Origin of the sequence: Streptomyces vietnamensis (assembly GCF_000830005.1) — a bacterium.
GTDB lineage: Bacteria > Actinomycetota > Actinomycetes > Streptomycetales > Streptomycetaceae > Streptomyces > Streptomyces vietnamensis.
The window spans coordinates 517,392-532,327 of the sequence record NZ_CP010407.1; the positions used below are offsets into that span (position 1 = coordinate 517,392).

General features: G+C 73.9%; 15 protein-coding genes. All 15 read right to left on the minus strand.

Annotated elements, in window-relative coordinates; all coding sequences use genetic code 11:
- Positions 1-7 precede the first annotated feature (7 nt).
- The gene (locus SVTN_RS02270) at positions 8-1,420 is read right to left on the minus strand and encodes a VWA domain-containing protein (RefSeq protein ID WP_041127562.1); all 1,413 of its coding nucleotides are present in this window, start codon (positions 1,418-1,420) and stop codon (positions 8-10) included.
- Positions 1,417-2,841, minus strand: coding sequence for a hypothetical protein (locus tag SVTN_RS02275; protein ID WP_041127563.1), 1,425 nt, complete (start codon positions 2,839-2,841; stop codon positions 1,417-1,419). The genes SVTN_RS02270 and SVTN_RS02275 overlap by 4 nt, the downstream gene beginning before the upstream one ends.
- Positions 2,811-3,368, minus strand: coding sequence for a hypothetical protein (locus tag SVTN_RS02280; RefSeq protein ID WP_245727421.1), 558 nt, complete (start codon positions 3,366-3,368; stop codon positions 2,811-2,813). Before SVTN_RS02280 ends, SVTN_RS02275 begins: the two co-directional genes overlap by 31 nt.
- 201 nt (positions 3,369-3,569) lie before the next feature.
- Complete coding sequence (locus SVTN_RS02285; RefSeq protein ID WP_041127565.1) at positions 3,570-5,045, minus strand: hydrogenase large subunit; 1,476 nt, start codon at positions 5,043-5,045, stop codon at positions 3,570-3,572.
- A 4-nt stretch (positions 5,046-5,049) separates the two neighbouring features.
- The gene (locus SVTN_RS02290; protein ID WP_041127566.1) at positions 5,050-6,621 is read right to left on the minus strand and encodes a proton-conducting transporter transmembrane domain-containing protein; all 1,572 of its coding nucleotides are present in this window, start codon (positions 6,619-6,621) and stop codon (positions 5,050-5,052) included.
- Positions 6,621-7,313 (minus strand): hypothetical protein, encoded by a 693-nt coding sequence (locus tag SVTN_RS02295; RefSeq protein ID WP_041127567.1) that lies wholly within the window; start codon positions 7,311-7,313, stop codon positions 6,621-6,623. Before SVTN_RS02295 ends, SVTN_RS02290 begins: the two co-directional genes overlap by 1 nt.
- 7 nt (positions 7,314-7,320) lie before the next feature.
- Entirely contained in the window at positions 7,321-8,274 is a 954-nt protein-coding gene (locus tag SVTN_RS02300; protein ID WP_041127568.1) for a respiratory chain complex I subunit 1 family protein, read from the minus strand.
- Positions 8,271-10,304 carry a proton-conducting transporter transmembrane domain-containing protein gene (locus SVTN_RS02305; RefSeq protein WP_041127569.1) on the minus strand — a complete coding sequence of 678 codons (2,034 nt, stop codon included), beginning with the start codon at positions 10,302-10,304 and terminating at the stop codon, positions 8,271-8,273. The genes SVTN_RS02300 and SVTN_RS02305 overlap by 4 nt, the downstream gene beginning before the upstream one ends.
- Positions 10,301-10,783: an NADH-quinone oxidoreductase subunit B family protein gene (locus SVTN_RS02310; protein ID WP_041127570.1), complete on the minus strand. Its 483-nt coding sequence runs from the start codon at positions 10,781-10,783 to the stop codon at positions 10,301-10,303. The genes SVTN_RS02305 and SVTN_RS02310 overlap by 4 nt, the downstream gene beginning before the upstream one ends.
- A 136-nt stretch (positions 10,784-10,919) precedes the next feature.
- Entirely contained in the window at positions 10,920-11,270 is a 351-nt protein-coding gene (locus tag SVTN_RS02315) for an ArsR/SmtB family transcription factor (RefSeq protein WP_041133458.1), read from the minus strand.
- A gap of 133 nt (positions 11,271-11,403) precedes the next feature.
- Positions 11,404-11,817 carry an STAS domain-containing protein gene (locus SVTN_RS02320; protein ID WP_041127571.1) on the minus strand — a complete coding sequence of 138 codons (414 nt, stop codon included), beginning with the start codon at positions 11,815-11,817 and terminating at the stop codon, positions 11,404-11,406.
- Positions 11,818-11,863: 46 nt separating this feature from the next.
- Entirely contained in the window at positions 11,864-12,277 is a 414-nt protein-coding gene (locus SVTN_RS02325; RefSeq protein WP_041127572.1) for a pyridoxamine 5'-phosphate oxidase family protein, read from the minus strand.
- Positions 12,274-13,938, minus strand: coding sequence for a SulP family inorganic anion transporter (locus SVTN_RS02330; RefSeq protein WP_078908709.1), 1,665 nt, complete (start codon positions 13,936-13,938; stop codon positions 12,274-12,276). Before SVTN_RS02330 ends, SVTN_RS02325 begins: the two co-directional genes overlap by 4 nt.
- 56 nt (positions 13,939-13,994) lie before the next feature.
- The gene (locus tag SVTN_RS02335) at positions 13,995-14,336 is read right to left on the minus strand and encodes an ArsR/SmtB family transcription factor (protein WP_041127574.1); all 342 of its coding nucleotides are present in this window, start codon (positions 14,334-14,336) and stop codon (positions 13,995-13,997) included.
- Between the two features lie 164 nt (positions 14,337-14,500).
- Positions 14,501-14,860 (minus strand): zinc ribbon domain-containing protein YjdM, encoded by a 360-nt coding sequence (locus tag SVTN_RS02340; RefSeq protein WP_041127575.1) that lies wholly within the window; start codon positions 14,858-14,860, stop codon positions 14,501-14,503.
- Between the last annotated feature and the right edge of the window lie 76 nt (positions 14,861-14,936).

Below are 14,936 nucleotides of genomic sequence, written 5' to 3' on the forward strand. Positions count from 1 at the left end.
TGAGGTCTCAGGTGAGGAAGGTCTTGAGTTCGTGCACGAGCTTGCCGATGTGGCCGGAGATCACCGGGGTGCCGAGCGCCTTGAACCGCTCCCGGAACCAGGGGTTGACCTCCTGCCGTCCGGAGCTGGTCACCGAGCCCACGGGGATGAACCGCACCCCGGAGCGGTGGACCTCCTCGATGCCCTCGAACAGCGGCTGTGAGCGGCTGAACTCGTAGAAGTCGGAGATCCAGACCATGACGGTGTTCTTCGGCTCGGCGATCTTCGGCCGGGCCATGGCCATCGCCACCGGCCCGTCGTTGCCTCCGCCGAGGTTGGTGCGCAGGAGCACGTCGAACGGATCGTGCACCCAGGGCGTGAGGTCGATCGCACGCGTGTCGTACGCGATGAGGTGGACGTCCACCTTGGGGAGCCCGGCGAAGATCGAGGCGAGGATGGTGCAGTTGACCATCGAGTCGACCATGGAGCCGGACTGGTCCACGACGACGATGAGCCGCTGGGGCGTGGTCCTGCGGACGGTGTGCCGGTAGTAGAGGCGGTCGACGTAGAGCCGCTCCTCCTCCGGGCTCCAGTTGGTGAGGTTCTTCCAGATGGTGCGGTCGAGGTCCAGGTTGCGGAAGACCCGCTTGGGCGGGACCGAGCGGTCGAGCTCGCCGGCGGTGGCCTTCTCGACCTGGGTACGGAGCACCTGGGCGACCTCGTCGACGTACCGCCTGATCAGCGCCTTGGCGTTGGCAAGGGCCGTGCCGGAGAGGTTGCCCTTGTCGCGCAGCAGCTGCTCGATCAGGGACATGCTGGGCGTGAGCCGGGCGGCCAGCACGGGGTCGGCGAGCACTTCGCGCAGGTGCATGCGGTGGACGAGGTCGGCCTCGATGGCGCCGAGTTCGGGCCCGAGGCCGCCGCCGTCGAGGGCCGCTCCCGACGCCTTCCCGCCGCGCAGCCCGCCTGGCGGGCAGCCGTGCGCGCGCTCCAGCCAGCCGGCGTCCGACTGCCAGCGGGCGAGCTGCCCGGCGGAGACGGTGCCTGTGCCGGTGGCGAAGACGTTGAGCAGCAGTTTCGAGGCGAGCGCCGCGCGTCGTACCTCGGCGGCCCGGTCGCGCGCGCCGTCCGGCTCGGGCTCCGGGGCCATCAGGCCGTCGAACTCGTCGGCCAGCTCGGGGTGGCGCTGGACGACGGAGTCCACGGAGGCGCCCGGGTCGAGCAGCGCGGACGGCAGGCCGATGTCCTCGACGACGGCGAGGCTCGCCGATTCCAGCGCGGCCTGCTCCTCGGGGTCGAAGAGCCGGGCGAGGAGCCGCCAGTAGAGGACCTGGCGCCGGTTGTCGTCGGGGTCGGGCGAGGCAGCGGGACCGGGCGAGGAGCCGGCGTCCGTGCCGACTTCGGGGTCGGGCGAGAAGGTCGGGTCGGTGGCGTCGGTCATGAGCGCAGCAGCTTTCCGGCGCGCTCACGCAGGACGGCGACCGTGTCGGTGGCCGCCTTCTCCGCGCGGACTCCGGCCTTGTCGGTGGTGCCGCCGGCCCACGCGCCCGCGTGGACGGCGACGGTCTTCTTCCGGACGGTCGTCTCGACGGCGAGCGGCTGGAGGAGGAACGCTCCGGCGTCCCAGCGCAGCAGGCCCAGGCAGGCTCCGGACGCGGCGATCGCCTCCGGGGTGAGCGGGCCGGCGGCCGGTACGCGGTCGGTGTCGACGGCCAGTCGGTGTCCCGCAATGGTGAACGTCAGCGGCCCGTCGTCCTCGCGCTCGGCCGCGTACCCCTCCAGGAGGACGGGCACGGCGATCCGGGCCGGGTGGCGGTCCAGCGGGGCGGTGAGCGGGTCGGTCGCGGTGGCGAGGACGACCCTGGCCGTGGCGAAGGGGTCGGCGGGCTCCCCCGCGCGGGCGTGCTCGTCGTCCCAGACGAGGTCGCCCTCGGCGGTGACGGGCATGGCGTCGAGTTCCACGGCGCGGCCCTCGCTCACGGCGGCGAGGAGCGACATGCGCGGCCGGAGCAGCTGCCAGAGCCCGGCGCCGACGACGGTGTCCGGCTTGGGCGCGGACACCGCGGCCCTGACCAGGCGCGGCCGCGTGCCGTCGGCCGGTTCGAACACCGCGTGGACCTGGGCCTGTACGGCGGTCGCGTGCTCCTGCACGTCGACGCCGAGGGGCAGCAGACGGCCGGTCGCGGTGGACACGGCGGGCGTGCGGGCGGCTCCGGGCAGGGTCAGCAGGAGGGCGCGCGACCACAGGTCGGCCCAGCGGCGCACCGGGACGCGCTCCAGGGTGGCCCCCGGGCAGGAGGCGGCGAGTTCGGCCGCGAAGCCGTCGAGGAGCGTCGCCTGCCGGCGGAGCGCGGGGTCCGGCAGCAGCGCGGAGACCACGGGTGCGGCGCCGCCGACGAGTTCGTGGTCGATGCCCCTCCAGCCCGCGCGGGCGAGGTCGCACAGCCAGGCGCGGGCCGCGGCGAGCACGGGGGCGGCGGGTTCCTCGCCGGTGGCGGCCTGCGGGGTCTCCTCGGCGGCCGGGCGGCCGGTGACGTCCCCGATGCGGGCCGTCAGGGCGTCGTGGACGGAGCCCATGAGCGCGGTGCGGGCGGCGGCGAGCGCGACGAGGTGGTCCTCGCCCGCAGTACCGGCGGCGGTCTTGTCGGCGGCCTCGGCGACGAGGGAGGCGAGCGGCGTACCGGCGAGGGCGGCCGCGAGCGCGGCGATCCCGTCGGTCTGCGCGGGCTGCGGGCGGAGCAGGCCGGCGACGAGTGCGTCGTCGAAGGCGTCCACGGCGGCCAGTGCCTCGTCGAGTCCGTCGACGGGGTCGTCGAGCAGGTCCGTACGCATCAGGCGACCGCCCTCGTCGGCGGGAACCACTGCATCTCGGGCAGCGGTGCGGTGACCGGCTCCCGTTCGAGGTAGGCGAGGTGCCTGAGGAACCGGCTGAACACCGGGGCGGCGGCCGAACGGTCGCCCTGCGCGGGACGCGTGGCGGTCATCGCCGAGACGAGCGCGTCGGCATCGGGCTCCGCGTCGGGCGTGTCGGCCTTCAGGTAGCGGGCGACGCGCTGCGCGCCGTACTGCAGGACGGCCTCGGTGACGAGTGCGCGGATGTGGTTGCAGAACGAGCCGCGCGCGCCGCCGCAGGGGCGGTTGTTGTTGGTGCTGCACGCGAACGCGTACGTCCCGGCGGCGATCGAGGACACGTACACGCGCCCGATGTCGGAGCCGCTCGACACCACACCCTGCAGGCGCCCGTCGGCGAGTTCGACGAACGGTACCTTGGCAAGTTTCCGCGGCCGCGCGGGCGGTACCACCCGTGCCGCGCTCGACCTCTCCCAGACCGGCAACGCACTTCTCCCATGCACGTCAAAGGGGGTGTTCACGCCGGAGCGGCGGAACATCGACAACGTATCCCCGCCCACTGACAACGCGTTCGGACGCCGTGGGACGGCAGGGTGGCAGGAGTGGCAGGAGTGGCAGGAGTGGCGCGCGGGCCGGGCCCTGGGAAGGCCGGCCCCCCGGCTGTTCCAGTAGGGCTTCACGAGCACGTGGGCGGCGTCGCCGAGCACCCGGGCGAGGGCGGGCCGGGCCTCGCCTGCCGGTCAGAGGTCGTTTCCCGCGTAGGAGAGGTTGAAGCTCTTGTTGGTGAGGGGGAAGTCGGGAACGATCGTGTTCGCGAGTGCGACGGGCAGGGCGGGCCAGTTGAAGAAGGACGGGTCCACGGGTTTGACGCGGCCGAGGCGGCCGTCGGCGGTGGTCTCGACGCGGGTGGTGATCGCGCCGCGCCACCCCTCGACGATGCCGACTCCGGAGCCGCGTCGTCCGGCGACGGGCGTACGGCTCTCGCCCGGGGCGATGCCCTCGGCGAGGTGGTCGATCAGGGCGAGGGAGACGTCGATCTCCTCCGCCCGGACGAGGAAGCGGGCGAGGACGTCGCCGGTGTCCCGCACCGGGACGGGGAGCTCCGTGTCGTACGGGAGGAAGGGGTGGCCGACGCGGGCGTCGGTGCCGGTGAGGCCGCTCGCGCGGGCCACGTAGCCGAGGCAGCCGAGGTCCCCGGCGGCGCGTGCGGTCAGGACGGCGGTGCCGGTGAAGCGGTCCCGCACCGTGGAGTGGTGCAGGGCCAGGCCCGCGACCTCCCGGATGTCGCGGCCGAGGGCGGCGAGTCGTACGGGGTCGGGGAGCGCCCGCAGGACCGTGCCGCCCGGGACGACACCGCCGCGCAGCAGCCGGTGACCGGTGATCTCGGCGTTCAGGCGCAGGAGTTGTTCCCGTACGCGCTGGGCGTGGGCGTGGAGGATGCCGTGGCCGACGTCGTTGCAGAGCATGCCGAGGTCGGCGACGTGGTTGTGGAGCCGTTCCAGTTCGAGGAGGAGCGCGCGGCCGCGGGCGGCTGCGCCCGGGATCTCGGTGCCGGTGGCCTCCTCGACGGCGAGGCAGTACGCGAGGGCGTGGCCGACGGCCGTGTCGCCGCTGATGCGTTCGGCGAGGGGCAGGCCGGCGGCGACCGTCCGGCCCTGGAAGAGCCTCTCGACGCCCCGGTGGACGAACCACAGCCGGGCCTTGAGTTCGAGGATGGTCTCGCCGACGACGGAGAAGCGGAAGTGGCCGGGTTCGATGAGCCCGGCGTGCACGGGGCCGACGGGGATCTCGTACACGCCGTCGCCTTCGACCTCCAGGAAGGGGTACGGGCCTTCCTGCTCGGTGAACGGCGGTGGCGGCGCGGCGTCGGGGCGCATCGGGTACCAGCCCTTGGGCCAGTGGTAGTGGCGGACCAGGCGGCGCGGCAGCGGATGCCCGAGCGGGACGACGCCGTGCAGGTCGCGGATCTCCCGCTCGAACCGGCCCGCAGGGAAGGAGAGCGGGGCGAGGGTCGGCACCTCGGGTTTGTCCGGGTCCAGGTGGACGTGGAGTTCGGTACGGACGTCCGGCGGGCCGGCGGTGAAGAGGTAGACGACCCGGACCCGGTCCCCGTCGTCGTGGTGTGCGGCGACGAGCGCCAGACGGTGGCCGCCGTCCAGCAACTCGGCGGCTTTCGAACGGAGTTCTTCGACGGGGATCTCGTGGACGGTGCGCATGGGGTCAGTGGCCTCCGATCGCGGCGGCGGCATCGTGCAGGAGGTCGGTCAGCGGCCCGGTCGTGACACCGAGCGCGGCGCACGCGCCGAGGCCGAGGACGAGGGGCCACACGGCTCCCGCCCCGTACGGCGCCGGGGCGGGAGCGGGTGACGGGCCGAGGACCATACGGGCCGTACGGACGGCCAGCGCGGCGAACGCGATCAGTACGAGCAGCAGGGCGGTCGCCGTCGCCCAGCCCATGCCGACGGCGAACCCCGCGCGGACGATGCCGAGTTCGGAGGAGAACAGGCTGAACGGCGGGAAGCCGAGGAGCGCGAGCACCGCGAGGCCGAAGGTGCCTCCGAGCCAGGGCAGCCGGGCGAGGAGCCCTCGCACCCGTCCCACGAGCGTCGTCCCGGTCAGGCGCAGCACATGGCCCGAGGCGCAGAAGGCGACCGCCTTGGCAAGGCCGTGCCCGGCGATGTGCAGCAGGACGGCCGCCCGGGCGAGCGGGGTGCCGATGGCCGTGCCGAGGGCGATCAGGGCCATGTGCTCCATGCTCGAATACGCCAGCATGCGCCGGTGGTCGCGCTGGGCGAGCAGCAGGGCGGTGGCGAGGGCCAGGGTGAGCAGGGCGATCCCCGCCAGGAGCGTGCGAGGCCGGCCGTCCCCGAGCGCGGTGTCCGCGATCACGTCGTAGCGCAGGATCGCGGAGAAGGCGACGGACAGCAGCACTCCGGACATCAGCGCGGAGACGGGCGCGGGCGCCTGGTCGTAGGCGTCCGGCAGCCAGGCGTGCAGGGGGATGAGTCCGGCCTTGGCCCCGAAGCCCAGGATCACCAGGGAGATGCCGAGCCGGGTGACGGACGGGTCGAGCGCGTCCGCGTGGGCCACGAGCGTCGGCCAGTCCAGGGCGTGCGCCTCGTCGATGCCGGCCTGTCGGGCCGCGTAGGAGATGAGCACCGTGCCGAGGAAGGCGAGCGCGATGCCGGCCGAGCAGATCACCACGTACTTCCACGCGGCCTCGACGGACCGCCGGGTGTGTCGATGGCCCACCAGGAAGGCGGTGAAGATCGTCGCCGCTTCGACCGCCACCCACAGCACCCCCAGGTTCGCCGTCACCACCGCCAGGCACATGGCGCCCAGGAACGCCTGGACCAGGGCGTTCAGGAGCGCCGTGCCCCGTGCGGAGAGGCGTTCCCCGGCCAGGTGGGACGGCAGGACGGCACAGGCGATCAGGGCGACGGCTCCGACGACGAGCAGCATCCACGCCGTCAGCGCGTCGGCCCTCAGCAGTCCGCCGCACGCCGAGAGCGCCCCGCCGCGCGGCAGCGCCGACGCGAGCAGTGCGCCGCAGACCAGCACCGCCGACGGTGGGACGAGCCCCCACCAGGGGGAGGCGTGTCGGGTGGTCGCGTCGGCGTCCGGCGGTGGCGGAGCGTTTTCCGTCGGCCCCGCGCCGACCGTGACGGGCACGGGGCGCGGCACCGCCGGGGTCCGGCGTGCCCCGGCGTACGCGTACGCGTGGACACCGGCGACGGCGCAGGGGACGACGACGGGGCCGGACAGGAGGAGCGTGGTCGTGGTGGCGTCCATCAGTCGTGCAGCTCCCGCAGGTCGTCGAGGTCGGTCGTGCCGAACGCGGCCCGCATCCGGGCGGTGAGCAGTCGGAGCACCAGGACCGCGAGCAGGACGTCGAAGGAGACGCCCAGTTCGACGATGAGCGGCACTCCGGAGGTGGCGAGGAAGGCGGTGGCGGTGATGCCGTTGTCGAGGAGCAGGAAGCCCACCGCCTGGGCGAGGGCGTGGCGCCGGGTGACGAGGACGAAGAAGCCGATGAGCACCACCGCGAGCCCCACGGGCAGGGCGCGGGTGGCCGGCGTCGGGTCGAGCTCGACGAGGGGGCGCGCCACCGCGTGGGCCAGGAGGGTCAGGGCCGCCGCGGTGAGCAGCGAGGCGGCCACGTTCACCAGCGGCCGTGTCTCGCGCGTCTCGGTGCTCGCGGTGTCGTACGGCTGCCGGTCCGTCGTCAGGGCGGCCAGTGCCCGGTGCGTCAGGTACGGCAGGGCGCCGGCCCGCAGCGCCCCGATGCCCACCGCCACCACGACGAGGCCGGCCCGGCCCTCGTGGAGTCCGAGCAGTACGGCGACGGCGGCCAGGGCGACGCCCTGGAGCGCGAAGACCCGCAGGATCGCCGTGAGTTCGTGCCGCCACAGGACCATGACGGCGGCCAGCAGGAACGCCCCGCACGCGAGGTCCAGGAGCTGGGTGTACGTGCTGTCGCTCAACGGTGGCTCACTCTCCGCTCAGGAAGTAGGAGGCGGCGACCGCGAGCAGTGCGAGCAGGAAGGATCCGGCGAGCAGTTCGGGGACGCGGAACAGACGGAGCTTCGCCCAGAACACCTCGGCCGCCGCCAGTACGGTGCCGAGGAGCGCGACCTTCGCAGCGAGCGCCACGAGAGCCAGTGCCAGACCCGCCGCCGAGGCCGAGGTGGCGATGCCCCACGGCGTGAACAGCGAGGCGAGCAGACCGAGGAGCACCGCGAGGCGCATCTGCGCCCCGAGCTCGACCAGTGCCAGGTCCCGGCCCGCGTACTCCAGGACCATCGCCTCGTGCACCATCGTCAGCTCCAGGTGCGTGGAGGGGTTGTCCAGGGGCAGCCGCCCGGTCTCGGCGAGCACGGCGACCGTGAGCGCGGCCGCAGCGAGCAGCCCTGCGGGAGAGGCGAGCCGGCTCGGATCGCGCACGGCGTCGGCGACGATCGCGGGCAGGTTGGTGGTCCCGGCCGGTAGCGACAGCGCGAGCACCGCCATCAGCAGCGTCGGCTCGACCAGGGCGGCGATGGTCATCTCCCGCGAGGAGCCCATGCCTCCGAACGCGGTGCCGGTGTCGAGGCCGGCGAGGGCGAGCGTCACGGTGCCGAGGGCGAGCAGCGCGACCACCAGGATCAGGTCCGCCCGCCCCGCGACCGGAGTGTCCGTCGAGAGCAGCGGTACGAGCGAGCCCACCACGAGGGTGGTCGCCACGAGGAGCGCCGGGGCCGTCCGGAAGGCGGGGCCGGTGCCGACCGGGGCGATCGGTTCGCGGCGCAGGAGTTTGCGCGTGTCGCGCCAGGGCTGGAGCACGCCGGCGCCCGCCCGGCCCTCCAGGCGGGCCCGCACCTGCCGCATCAGCCCCGTCAGGAGCGGCGCGCCGCCGACGACCGCGCCCGTCTGCACGGCGACCGCCGCGTATCCGACCGCGCTCACCGGCCCACCGCCAGCACCACGAACAGGGCCAGCAGTCCCAGGAAGCCGTATCCGAGGTAGAGGTGGACGCTGCCGTTCGCCAGCCGGCGGGCGTTCCGTCCGGTGCGGGCGAGCGCGCCGAGCACCGGTTCGTACAGGCGGTGTTCGATCCGGTCGGGCACGCGGTTGCGGAAGCGCACCCGCTCCACGAGGTACGCCGACTCCCGTGCGTGCGTCACGTCCACGTCCTGCTCGGGGGCCAGGACGTTGTCGAAGACCCGTTGGAGCGGTTCGGCGAACGAGGTCGCGGTGTACGCCATGCGGGGTGTCGGTGCGCCGCCGCCGCAGTCCCACAGGCGGGCGTTCGTCCGGCGCCGCCGGGTCCCGTACCACCGGGGGACGACGGTGGCCAGGACGAGCGCTCCGGTGAGGGCGGCCACCACCCACAGCGGCGAGAGCGTGGCCTCGATGTCGTGCAGGCGTACGCCGAGACCCTCGCGTGTCACGGGCACGGCGCCCCGGGGGCCGGCCGCGGCGACCGCCCGGTCGAGACCGGGGCCGAGCAGCCCCGGCGCCAGCGCGAGGCCCGCGCACGCCACCGCGAGGAGGCCCATGCCGGCGAGCATCGGCGGGGGCGACTCGTGGGCATGGGCGGCTTGTCCCCCACGCGGCCGGGCGAAGAAGGCGATGCCGAGCGCCTTCACGAACACCGCCGCGGCGATGCCCGCCGACAGGGCGATGAACGCGACCGAGAGCGGCAGCACGACCGCCACGGCCACCCCCGGCAGTTCCATGCCGTGGATCAGGGACTGGAGCAGCAGCCACTCGCCGGCGAACCCGTTGCCGGGCGGGAGCGCCACGGCGCCGAGGGCGCCCACGGCGAAGAGTCCCGCCGTCAGCGGCATCCGGGCCCGCAGACCGCCGAGCCGGTCGAGGTCCCGTACCCCGGTGGCCCGGACCACCGAACCCGCCGCGGTGAACAACAGGGCTTTGAAGGCGGCGTGGTTGACCAGGTGCAGCAGGGCGGCGGCCAGGGCGAGCGCGGCCAGGGGACCGTCGCCGGAGGCGGCGAACAGGCCCGCGGCGCCGGTCCCGACGAGGACGAGTCCCAGGTTCTCCGCCGTGGAGCAGGCGAGGAGCCGCTTCAGGTCGGAGGCCATCGCGGCCTGGAGGATCCCGTGCACGGCGGAGAGTCCGCCCACCGTCATCACGCCCAGCCACCACCAGGCCGGTCCCCCGCCCAGCAGGTCGAAGCCGGTGCGGACGATGCCGTACACGCCGAGGTTGACCATGGCGGCGCTCATCAGTGCCGAGACGGGCCCCGGCGCCTCGGGATGGGCCCGTGGCAGCCAGGCGTGCAGCGGCACGGCGCCCGCCTTGGAGGCGAACGCGGCGCCGGTGAGGACGAACACCGTGCCCCGTACGGCCGGTGGCAGTTCGTCGGCGTGCCGCCGGAGCTCCTCGAAGCCCTCTCCCCCGGCGTGCGCGGCGAACAGGGCGAGGCCCGCGAGCAGCAGGACCAGACCGAGGTGGGCCATCACCGCGTACCAGACGCCCGCCGACCGCACCGCCGGCCGTTCCCGGTGTTCCACGAGGACGAGCAGGAGGGAGGAGAGTGCCGTCAGCTCCCACAGGACGAGGAACGTGGAGACGGAGGCCGCGGCGGGCACCAGGATCAGGGCGAGGGCGAAGAACGGCAGCACGGCCTGGGCCGCCCGGGAGGCGAGGCCGTGGTCGCCGTGGCCGGAGGCGTAGCCGATGCCGTAGACCGCGACCGCGGTCACCACCGCCCCCGCCACGGCCATGAACAGGCCCGACAGGGCGTCGACCGACCACACCGTCCCCGCGAGCGGCAGCAGTCCCGGCAGTCGTACGGACCACCCAGCACCGCCCAGGGCCGCCACGCCGGCCGCGCACCCCGCCGCACCGACCCCCGCCGTGCACACTCCCGCCACCGGCAGGCGTGGCCGTGGCGGCAGTACGGCGCCCGCCGTCGCGCCCAGCGCGCCGAACCCCGCCGCGGCACCGAGCCCGGCCGCGACGGCGTTCACCGGCCCGTCACCCGGCGCAGCGCCGCCACGATCTCCGCCGGAGCCGGCGGGCAGCCCGGTACGGCGAGGTCGACCGGTACGACGTCGGACACGGCGCCCTCGATCCCGTACCCGCCCGCGAACTCCCCGCAGTCGATGGCGCAGTCGCCGACCGCCACGACGATCGGGGGTTCGGGCATCGCCTGGACCGTGCGGCGCAGCGGCTCCGCCATGTTCCGCGTCACCGGCCCGGTCACCAGGGCCACGTCGGCATGGCGCGGGGAGGCCACGAGCCGGGCCCCGTACCGTTCCGCGTCGTACACCGGGTTGAAGGCGGCCGCGATCTCGATCTCGCACCCGTTGCAGGAGCCCGCGTCGACGCAGCGCACCTGGGCGGAGCCGCTCAGGCGACGTGCCTGCGGCAGGACTTCGCCCATGGGCGCCGGGGGTGCCGGTTCGGCCACCCGTCCGGTCGTCCGGATCTTGCGCAACAGGCCCATGAGTACCCTCCCGCAGTGGTCGCGAGGACCCTTCCGGGACGGCTAACGGAGCTTCTCGCAACCGGAGTTACGGCACTTTCCTTGCACTTTGCGCGCTTTGTCGAGTCTTTGTACGGGGCTTGTCCGACGGCGGCCGTCAGTCGCGCGGTACCGCTCCGGGCGTGGCGGCGCGAAGGTCGGCAAGGAGCTCGGCCTGACCCGCGAGCACACCGGAGAGGATCGACCTCGCCACCGCGAGCAGCTCGGCCACCTGGGGGTTGGTCAGCGAGTAGAACACCCCCGACCCCTCGCGGCGCGCGACGACGAGGTTCGAACGCCGCAGCACGGCGAGCTGCTGCGAGAGGTGCGCGGGTTCGACCCCGATCTCGGCCAGCATCTCCGAGACGCCGTGCTCCCGGACGCTGAGCAGCTCCAGGACGCGGATGCGTACGGGGTGCCCGAGCGTCTTGAAGAACTCCGCCTTCAACTGGTACAGCGGCGCGCTCACCGTGCGCACCGCCCGCCCGCGGAGGAGGCCGCCGCGGCGTCGCAGGACCGCCGCAGTGCCCGCACCGTACATCGCTTCCACCCAGAACTCTTCTCCATGGGGACCATCCTCCCGCCTCCACGGCGGTCCATGGTCACTTCCGGCTGGGGCTCACGTCACTCCGCACGCCGGGCCACTCGCCGCTGCACCACTCCCGCTGCTCCCGGCCTCCGCCGTGGTGGGCGGCGAGCGCCGCCTCCAGGTCGCAGTGGACCGGGATCTCCGGGTGGTCGCCGCTCGGGACGAGGGACCCGTCGGCGGGGATCGCGGCGAGTTCGAGGCGGCGCCCCTCGGCTGCGAGGCGGCGGGCGGCGTCCGTGACCGCCGGCTGCCCGTCGGCGGACCAGCCCCGCAGGGCGGTCAGGTCGAGGATGACCGGCCCGGTGCCACGGGCGAGGACCCACCCCACGGCGCCGCTGAACCGTCCGACCGCGTCGGCCCCCAGGAAGCCGGCCAGGGAGAGCACGCCCAGGCCGGGGTGGGTGGTGTAGCGCCATTCGATGGTCATGTCGTCGCCTTCGTCTTCACAGGGGGAGGAGAGCTCGCGTCCAGGTTCACCGCGGCTCCACCGTGCCCAGGCGGTACCCGGTCACGGTCTGCCGGGTGATGCGCAGCAGGGTGTCGTGCGGCCCGTACGCCCAGCCGGGGAGGGTGCGCAGGTAGTGCGCGGCCTCGACCGGGTCGCCGACCGGTTCGGCGGGGCCGGTCACGGTCACGGCCCAGCCGGTGCCGCCGGGCAGCCGGATGTCGTCCGCCTGGTACGTGAGGACGGGCCGGCCGTCGGCCACCTCCGCCTGCACGGGGGTGCGGACGATCAGCCGGCCGTACTCGAGGACGTGCACGGCCGGGCGGACGACCGCCTGCTCCCGCCGGATGTGCACCAGTCGCCCGTGGGCGGCCCCTTCGAGGAGCCACAGGGCTTCGGCTCCGGAGACCTCGACCATGCGACGGGTGGTGGGCATCGTCATCGTGCGGCCTCCCCGGTGACGGCGGGCCCGTGCGGCCGGGACGTGCCGGCGGGCAGTATCCCGGCGCCTCTCAGATGGGCGCGGGCTCCGGCGATCGCCTCGGGTGTGGTCGCGTACTCCCGCCCCTCCAGGCGCAGCAGGTCGAGGGCTCCGACGGAGGCGAGGGCCTGCCGCTGACCCTGGCGTATCCCCGAGGTCATCACCGCGATCCCCCGCCGGTTCAGCTTCTCGACGGCGTCCTTGAGGACGAGCGCTCCGGTGGCGTCGATCGTGGTGACGCGGGACATGCGCAGGATCACGACCCGGACATCGGCGACCTCGGTCAGTTCGAGGAGGAAGCGGTGGGCGGCGGCGAAGAAGAGCGGGCCGTCGATCCGGTACGCCACGATGTGCTCGGCGAGCAGCGCCCGCTCCTCCTCGCTGTGCTCGCCGGACAGGTCGGCGCGGAAGTCGACCTCGGCCAGGCGGGCCTGCTTCGCCACGGCGCGCAGGGCGAGGGCCCCGGCCACGACGAAGCCGATGATCACCGCGTAGACGAGGTCGAGCGCGAGGGTGGCGACGGCGGTGAGGACCAGGACGACGGCGTCGGAGCGGGTGGCCTTCGCCATGGCGCGCAGCGAGCCGACCTCGACCATGCGGATCGCGGTGGCGAGCAGGACACCGGCGAGCGCGGCGAGCGGGATCTTCGAGACCAGGGGGGCGGCGGCGAAGACGATCACGGCGAGGACGGCGGCGTGGGTGAGGGCCGCGAGCCGGGAGGAGGCGCCGGTACGGACGTTCACCGCCGTACGGGCGATGGCGCCGGTCGCGGGGACGCCGCCGAACAGCGGCGCGGCCAGGTTCGCGAGCCCCTGCCCGAACAGCTCCCGGTCGGGGTCGTGCTTCTGGCCCACGGTCATCCCGTCGGCGACCTGCGCGGAGAGCAGCGACTCCAGGGCGGCGAGTGCCGCGACGGCCACGGCCGGGGCGATCAGGGAGCCCAGCGCGGACGGATCGACGAAACCGAGGGAGGGGGCGGGGAGCCCGGCGGGCAGGTCGCCGATCGGTGCCGCCGCGTCGAGGTGGAAGAGCCGTGCGACAACCGTGGCGGCGATCACCGCCACGATGGAGAACGGGATGGTGGGCCGCCACCGGGCGCCGACCAGCATGAGGGCGGCGACGCCCAGGGCGAGCCCGAGGGCCGTCCAGTTCGGGGTCCGGAGGAACTCCTCGACGGCGCGCCACGTCACCGCCAGGACCCGGTCGCCCTCGGGGTTGGGGACACCGAGGGCGTTCGGAACCTGCTGGAGGCCGATGACGAGGGCGATGCCCAGCGTGAAGCCCTCCACCACGGAGGCGGGGATGTAGGCCATGTACCTGCCGGCCCGGACGAGGGCGAGCCCGATCACCATCACGCCGGCGATCAGCCCGACGGTGAGGACGCCGCCGGGGCCGTACCGCGCCACGATCGGGACGAGGACCACGGTCATGGCCCCGGTCGGCCCGGACACCTGGAGGTTCGAGCCGCCGAAGAGCGCGGCGAGCGCGCCCGCCACCACGGCGGTCGCGAGTCCGGCCTCGGCCCCGAGGCCGGAGGAGACGCCGAAGCCGAGCGCGAGCGGCAGTGCCACGATCGCGACGGTCAGCCCCGCCAGGAGGTCACGGCGCGGGGTGCGTGCCATGGCGGTGAAGTCGGCTCGTACGGGCAGGAGGGAGCGCACCCGGTGCAGGGTCGTGTTCACCGTGTCGTGACCTCGGCCTCCCGGAGCTCCTCCAGGAGTTCGTTCTGGCCCGCCAGCATCTCGGTGAGGATGCGCCGTGCCGCCTGCATGAGGTCGGCGACGTCGCCCCCGGCGAGCCGGTAGACCACCGTGGAGCCGTCGCGCGTCGAGGTCACGATCCCCGACCGGCGCAGCACCGCCAGCTGCTGCGAGAGTGCCGGCGGCTCGACCTCGATCGCCGCGAGCAGGTCCCGTACCGCCTTCGGGCCGTCCTGGAGGAGTTCGAGGACCCGGATGCGCACCGGGTGTCCCAGCATCCGGAAGAACTCGGCCTTGGCCTGGTACAGGGGAACCGACACGGTCGTGACTCTCCTCATCGGCTCGCGTGGGCGAGGGGGCGTCGACGGGTCGTCGATCGGATGCTGTGCCCGCGGCTACCTGCGGGCACAGCAAACCCATCATGTATTGAATTGCCAAATTATGCAATTCATGGAGAGCCTCGATCGGGGCCCTTCGTGGTCGGTCAGGCCTTCTTGACCACGCTGGACTTGAGCTGCATGGGCCCGAAGCCGTCGACCTTGCAGTCGATGTCGTGGCCGTCGACGCCGTCCACGAGCCGGATGTTGCGGACCTTGGTGCCGGCCTTGATGCCGGAGGGGCTGCCCTTGACCTTGAGCGTCTTGACGACGGTGACGGTGTCGCCGTCGGCGAGGACGTTGCCGACGGAGTCCTTGATCACCTTTTCGCCGGAGGCGGCCGCCTCGGCGGCGGTGTCGGACGCGGCAGGCCACTCATGGCCGCATTCGGGACAGACGAGCAGCGCGCCCATCTCGTAGGTGTAGGCGCTGGAGCACTGGGGACACGGCGGAAGGTTCTCGTTCATGTGACGATTTTAGGCCGGAGCGAACGGCGCCCCTCACACGCTCCCCCGGACCGCCTCGGCGGGCGGCCCCCGGAGC

What these genes read in the sequence shown, in the direction of transcription:
- SVTN_RS02270 (WP_041127562.1), bottom strand. Translation starts at nt 1,420, where the DNA reads ATGACCGACGCCACCGACCCGACCTTCTCGCCCGACCCCGAAGTCGGC.
- SVTN_RS02280 (WP_245727421.1), bottom strand. Translation starts at nt 3,368, where the DNA reads ATGTTCCGCCGCTCCGGCGTGAACACCCCCTTTGACGTGCATGGGAGA.
- SVTN_RS02285 (WP_041127565.1), bottom strand. Translation starts at nt 5,045, where the DNA reads ATGCGCACCGTCCACGAGATCCCCGTCGAAGAACTCCGTTCGAAAGCC.
- SVTN_RS02290 (WP_041127566.1), bottom strand. Translation starts at nt 6,621, where the DNA reads ATGGACGCCACCACGACCACGCTCCTCCTGTCCGGCCCCGTCGTCGTC.
- SVTN_RS02310 (WP_041127570.1), bottom strand. Translation starts at nt 10,783, where the DNA reads ATGGGCCTGTTGCGCAAGATCCGGACGACCGGACGGGTGGCCGAACCG.
- SVTN_RS02320 (WP_041127571.1), bottom strand. Translation starts at nt 11,817, where the DNA reads ATGACCATCGAATGGCGCTACACCACCCACCCCGGCCTGGGCGTGCTC.
- SVTN_RS02325 (WP_041127572.1), bottom strand. Translation starts at nt 12,277, where the DNA reads ATGACGATGCCCACCACCCGTCGCATGGTCGAGGTCTCCGGAGCCGAA.
- SVTN_RS02330 (WP_078908709.1), bottom strand. Translation starts at nt 13,938, where the DNA reads ATGGCACGCACCCCGCGCCGTGACCTCCTGGCGGGGCTGACCGTCGCG.
- SVTN_RS02340 (WP_041127575.1), bottom strand. Translation starts at nt 14,860, where the DNA reads ATGAACGAGAACCTTCCGCCGTGTCCCCAGTGCTCCAGCGCCTACACC.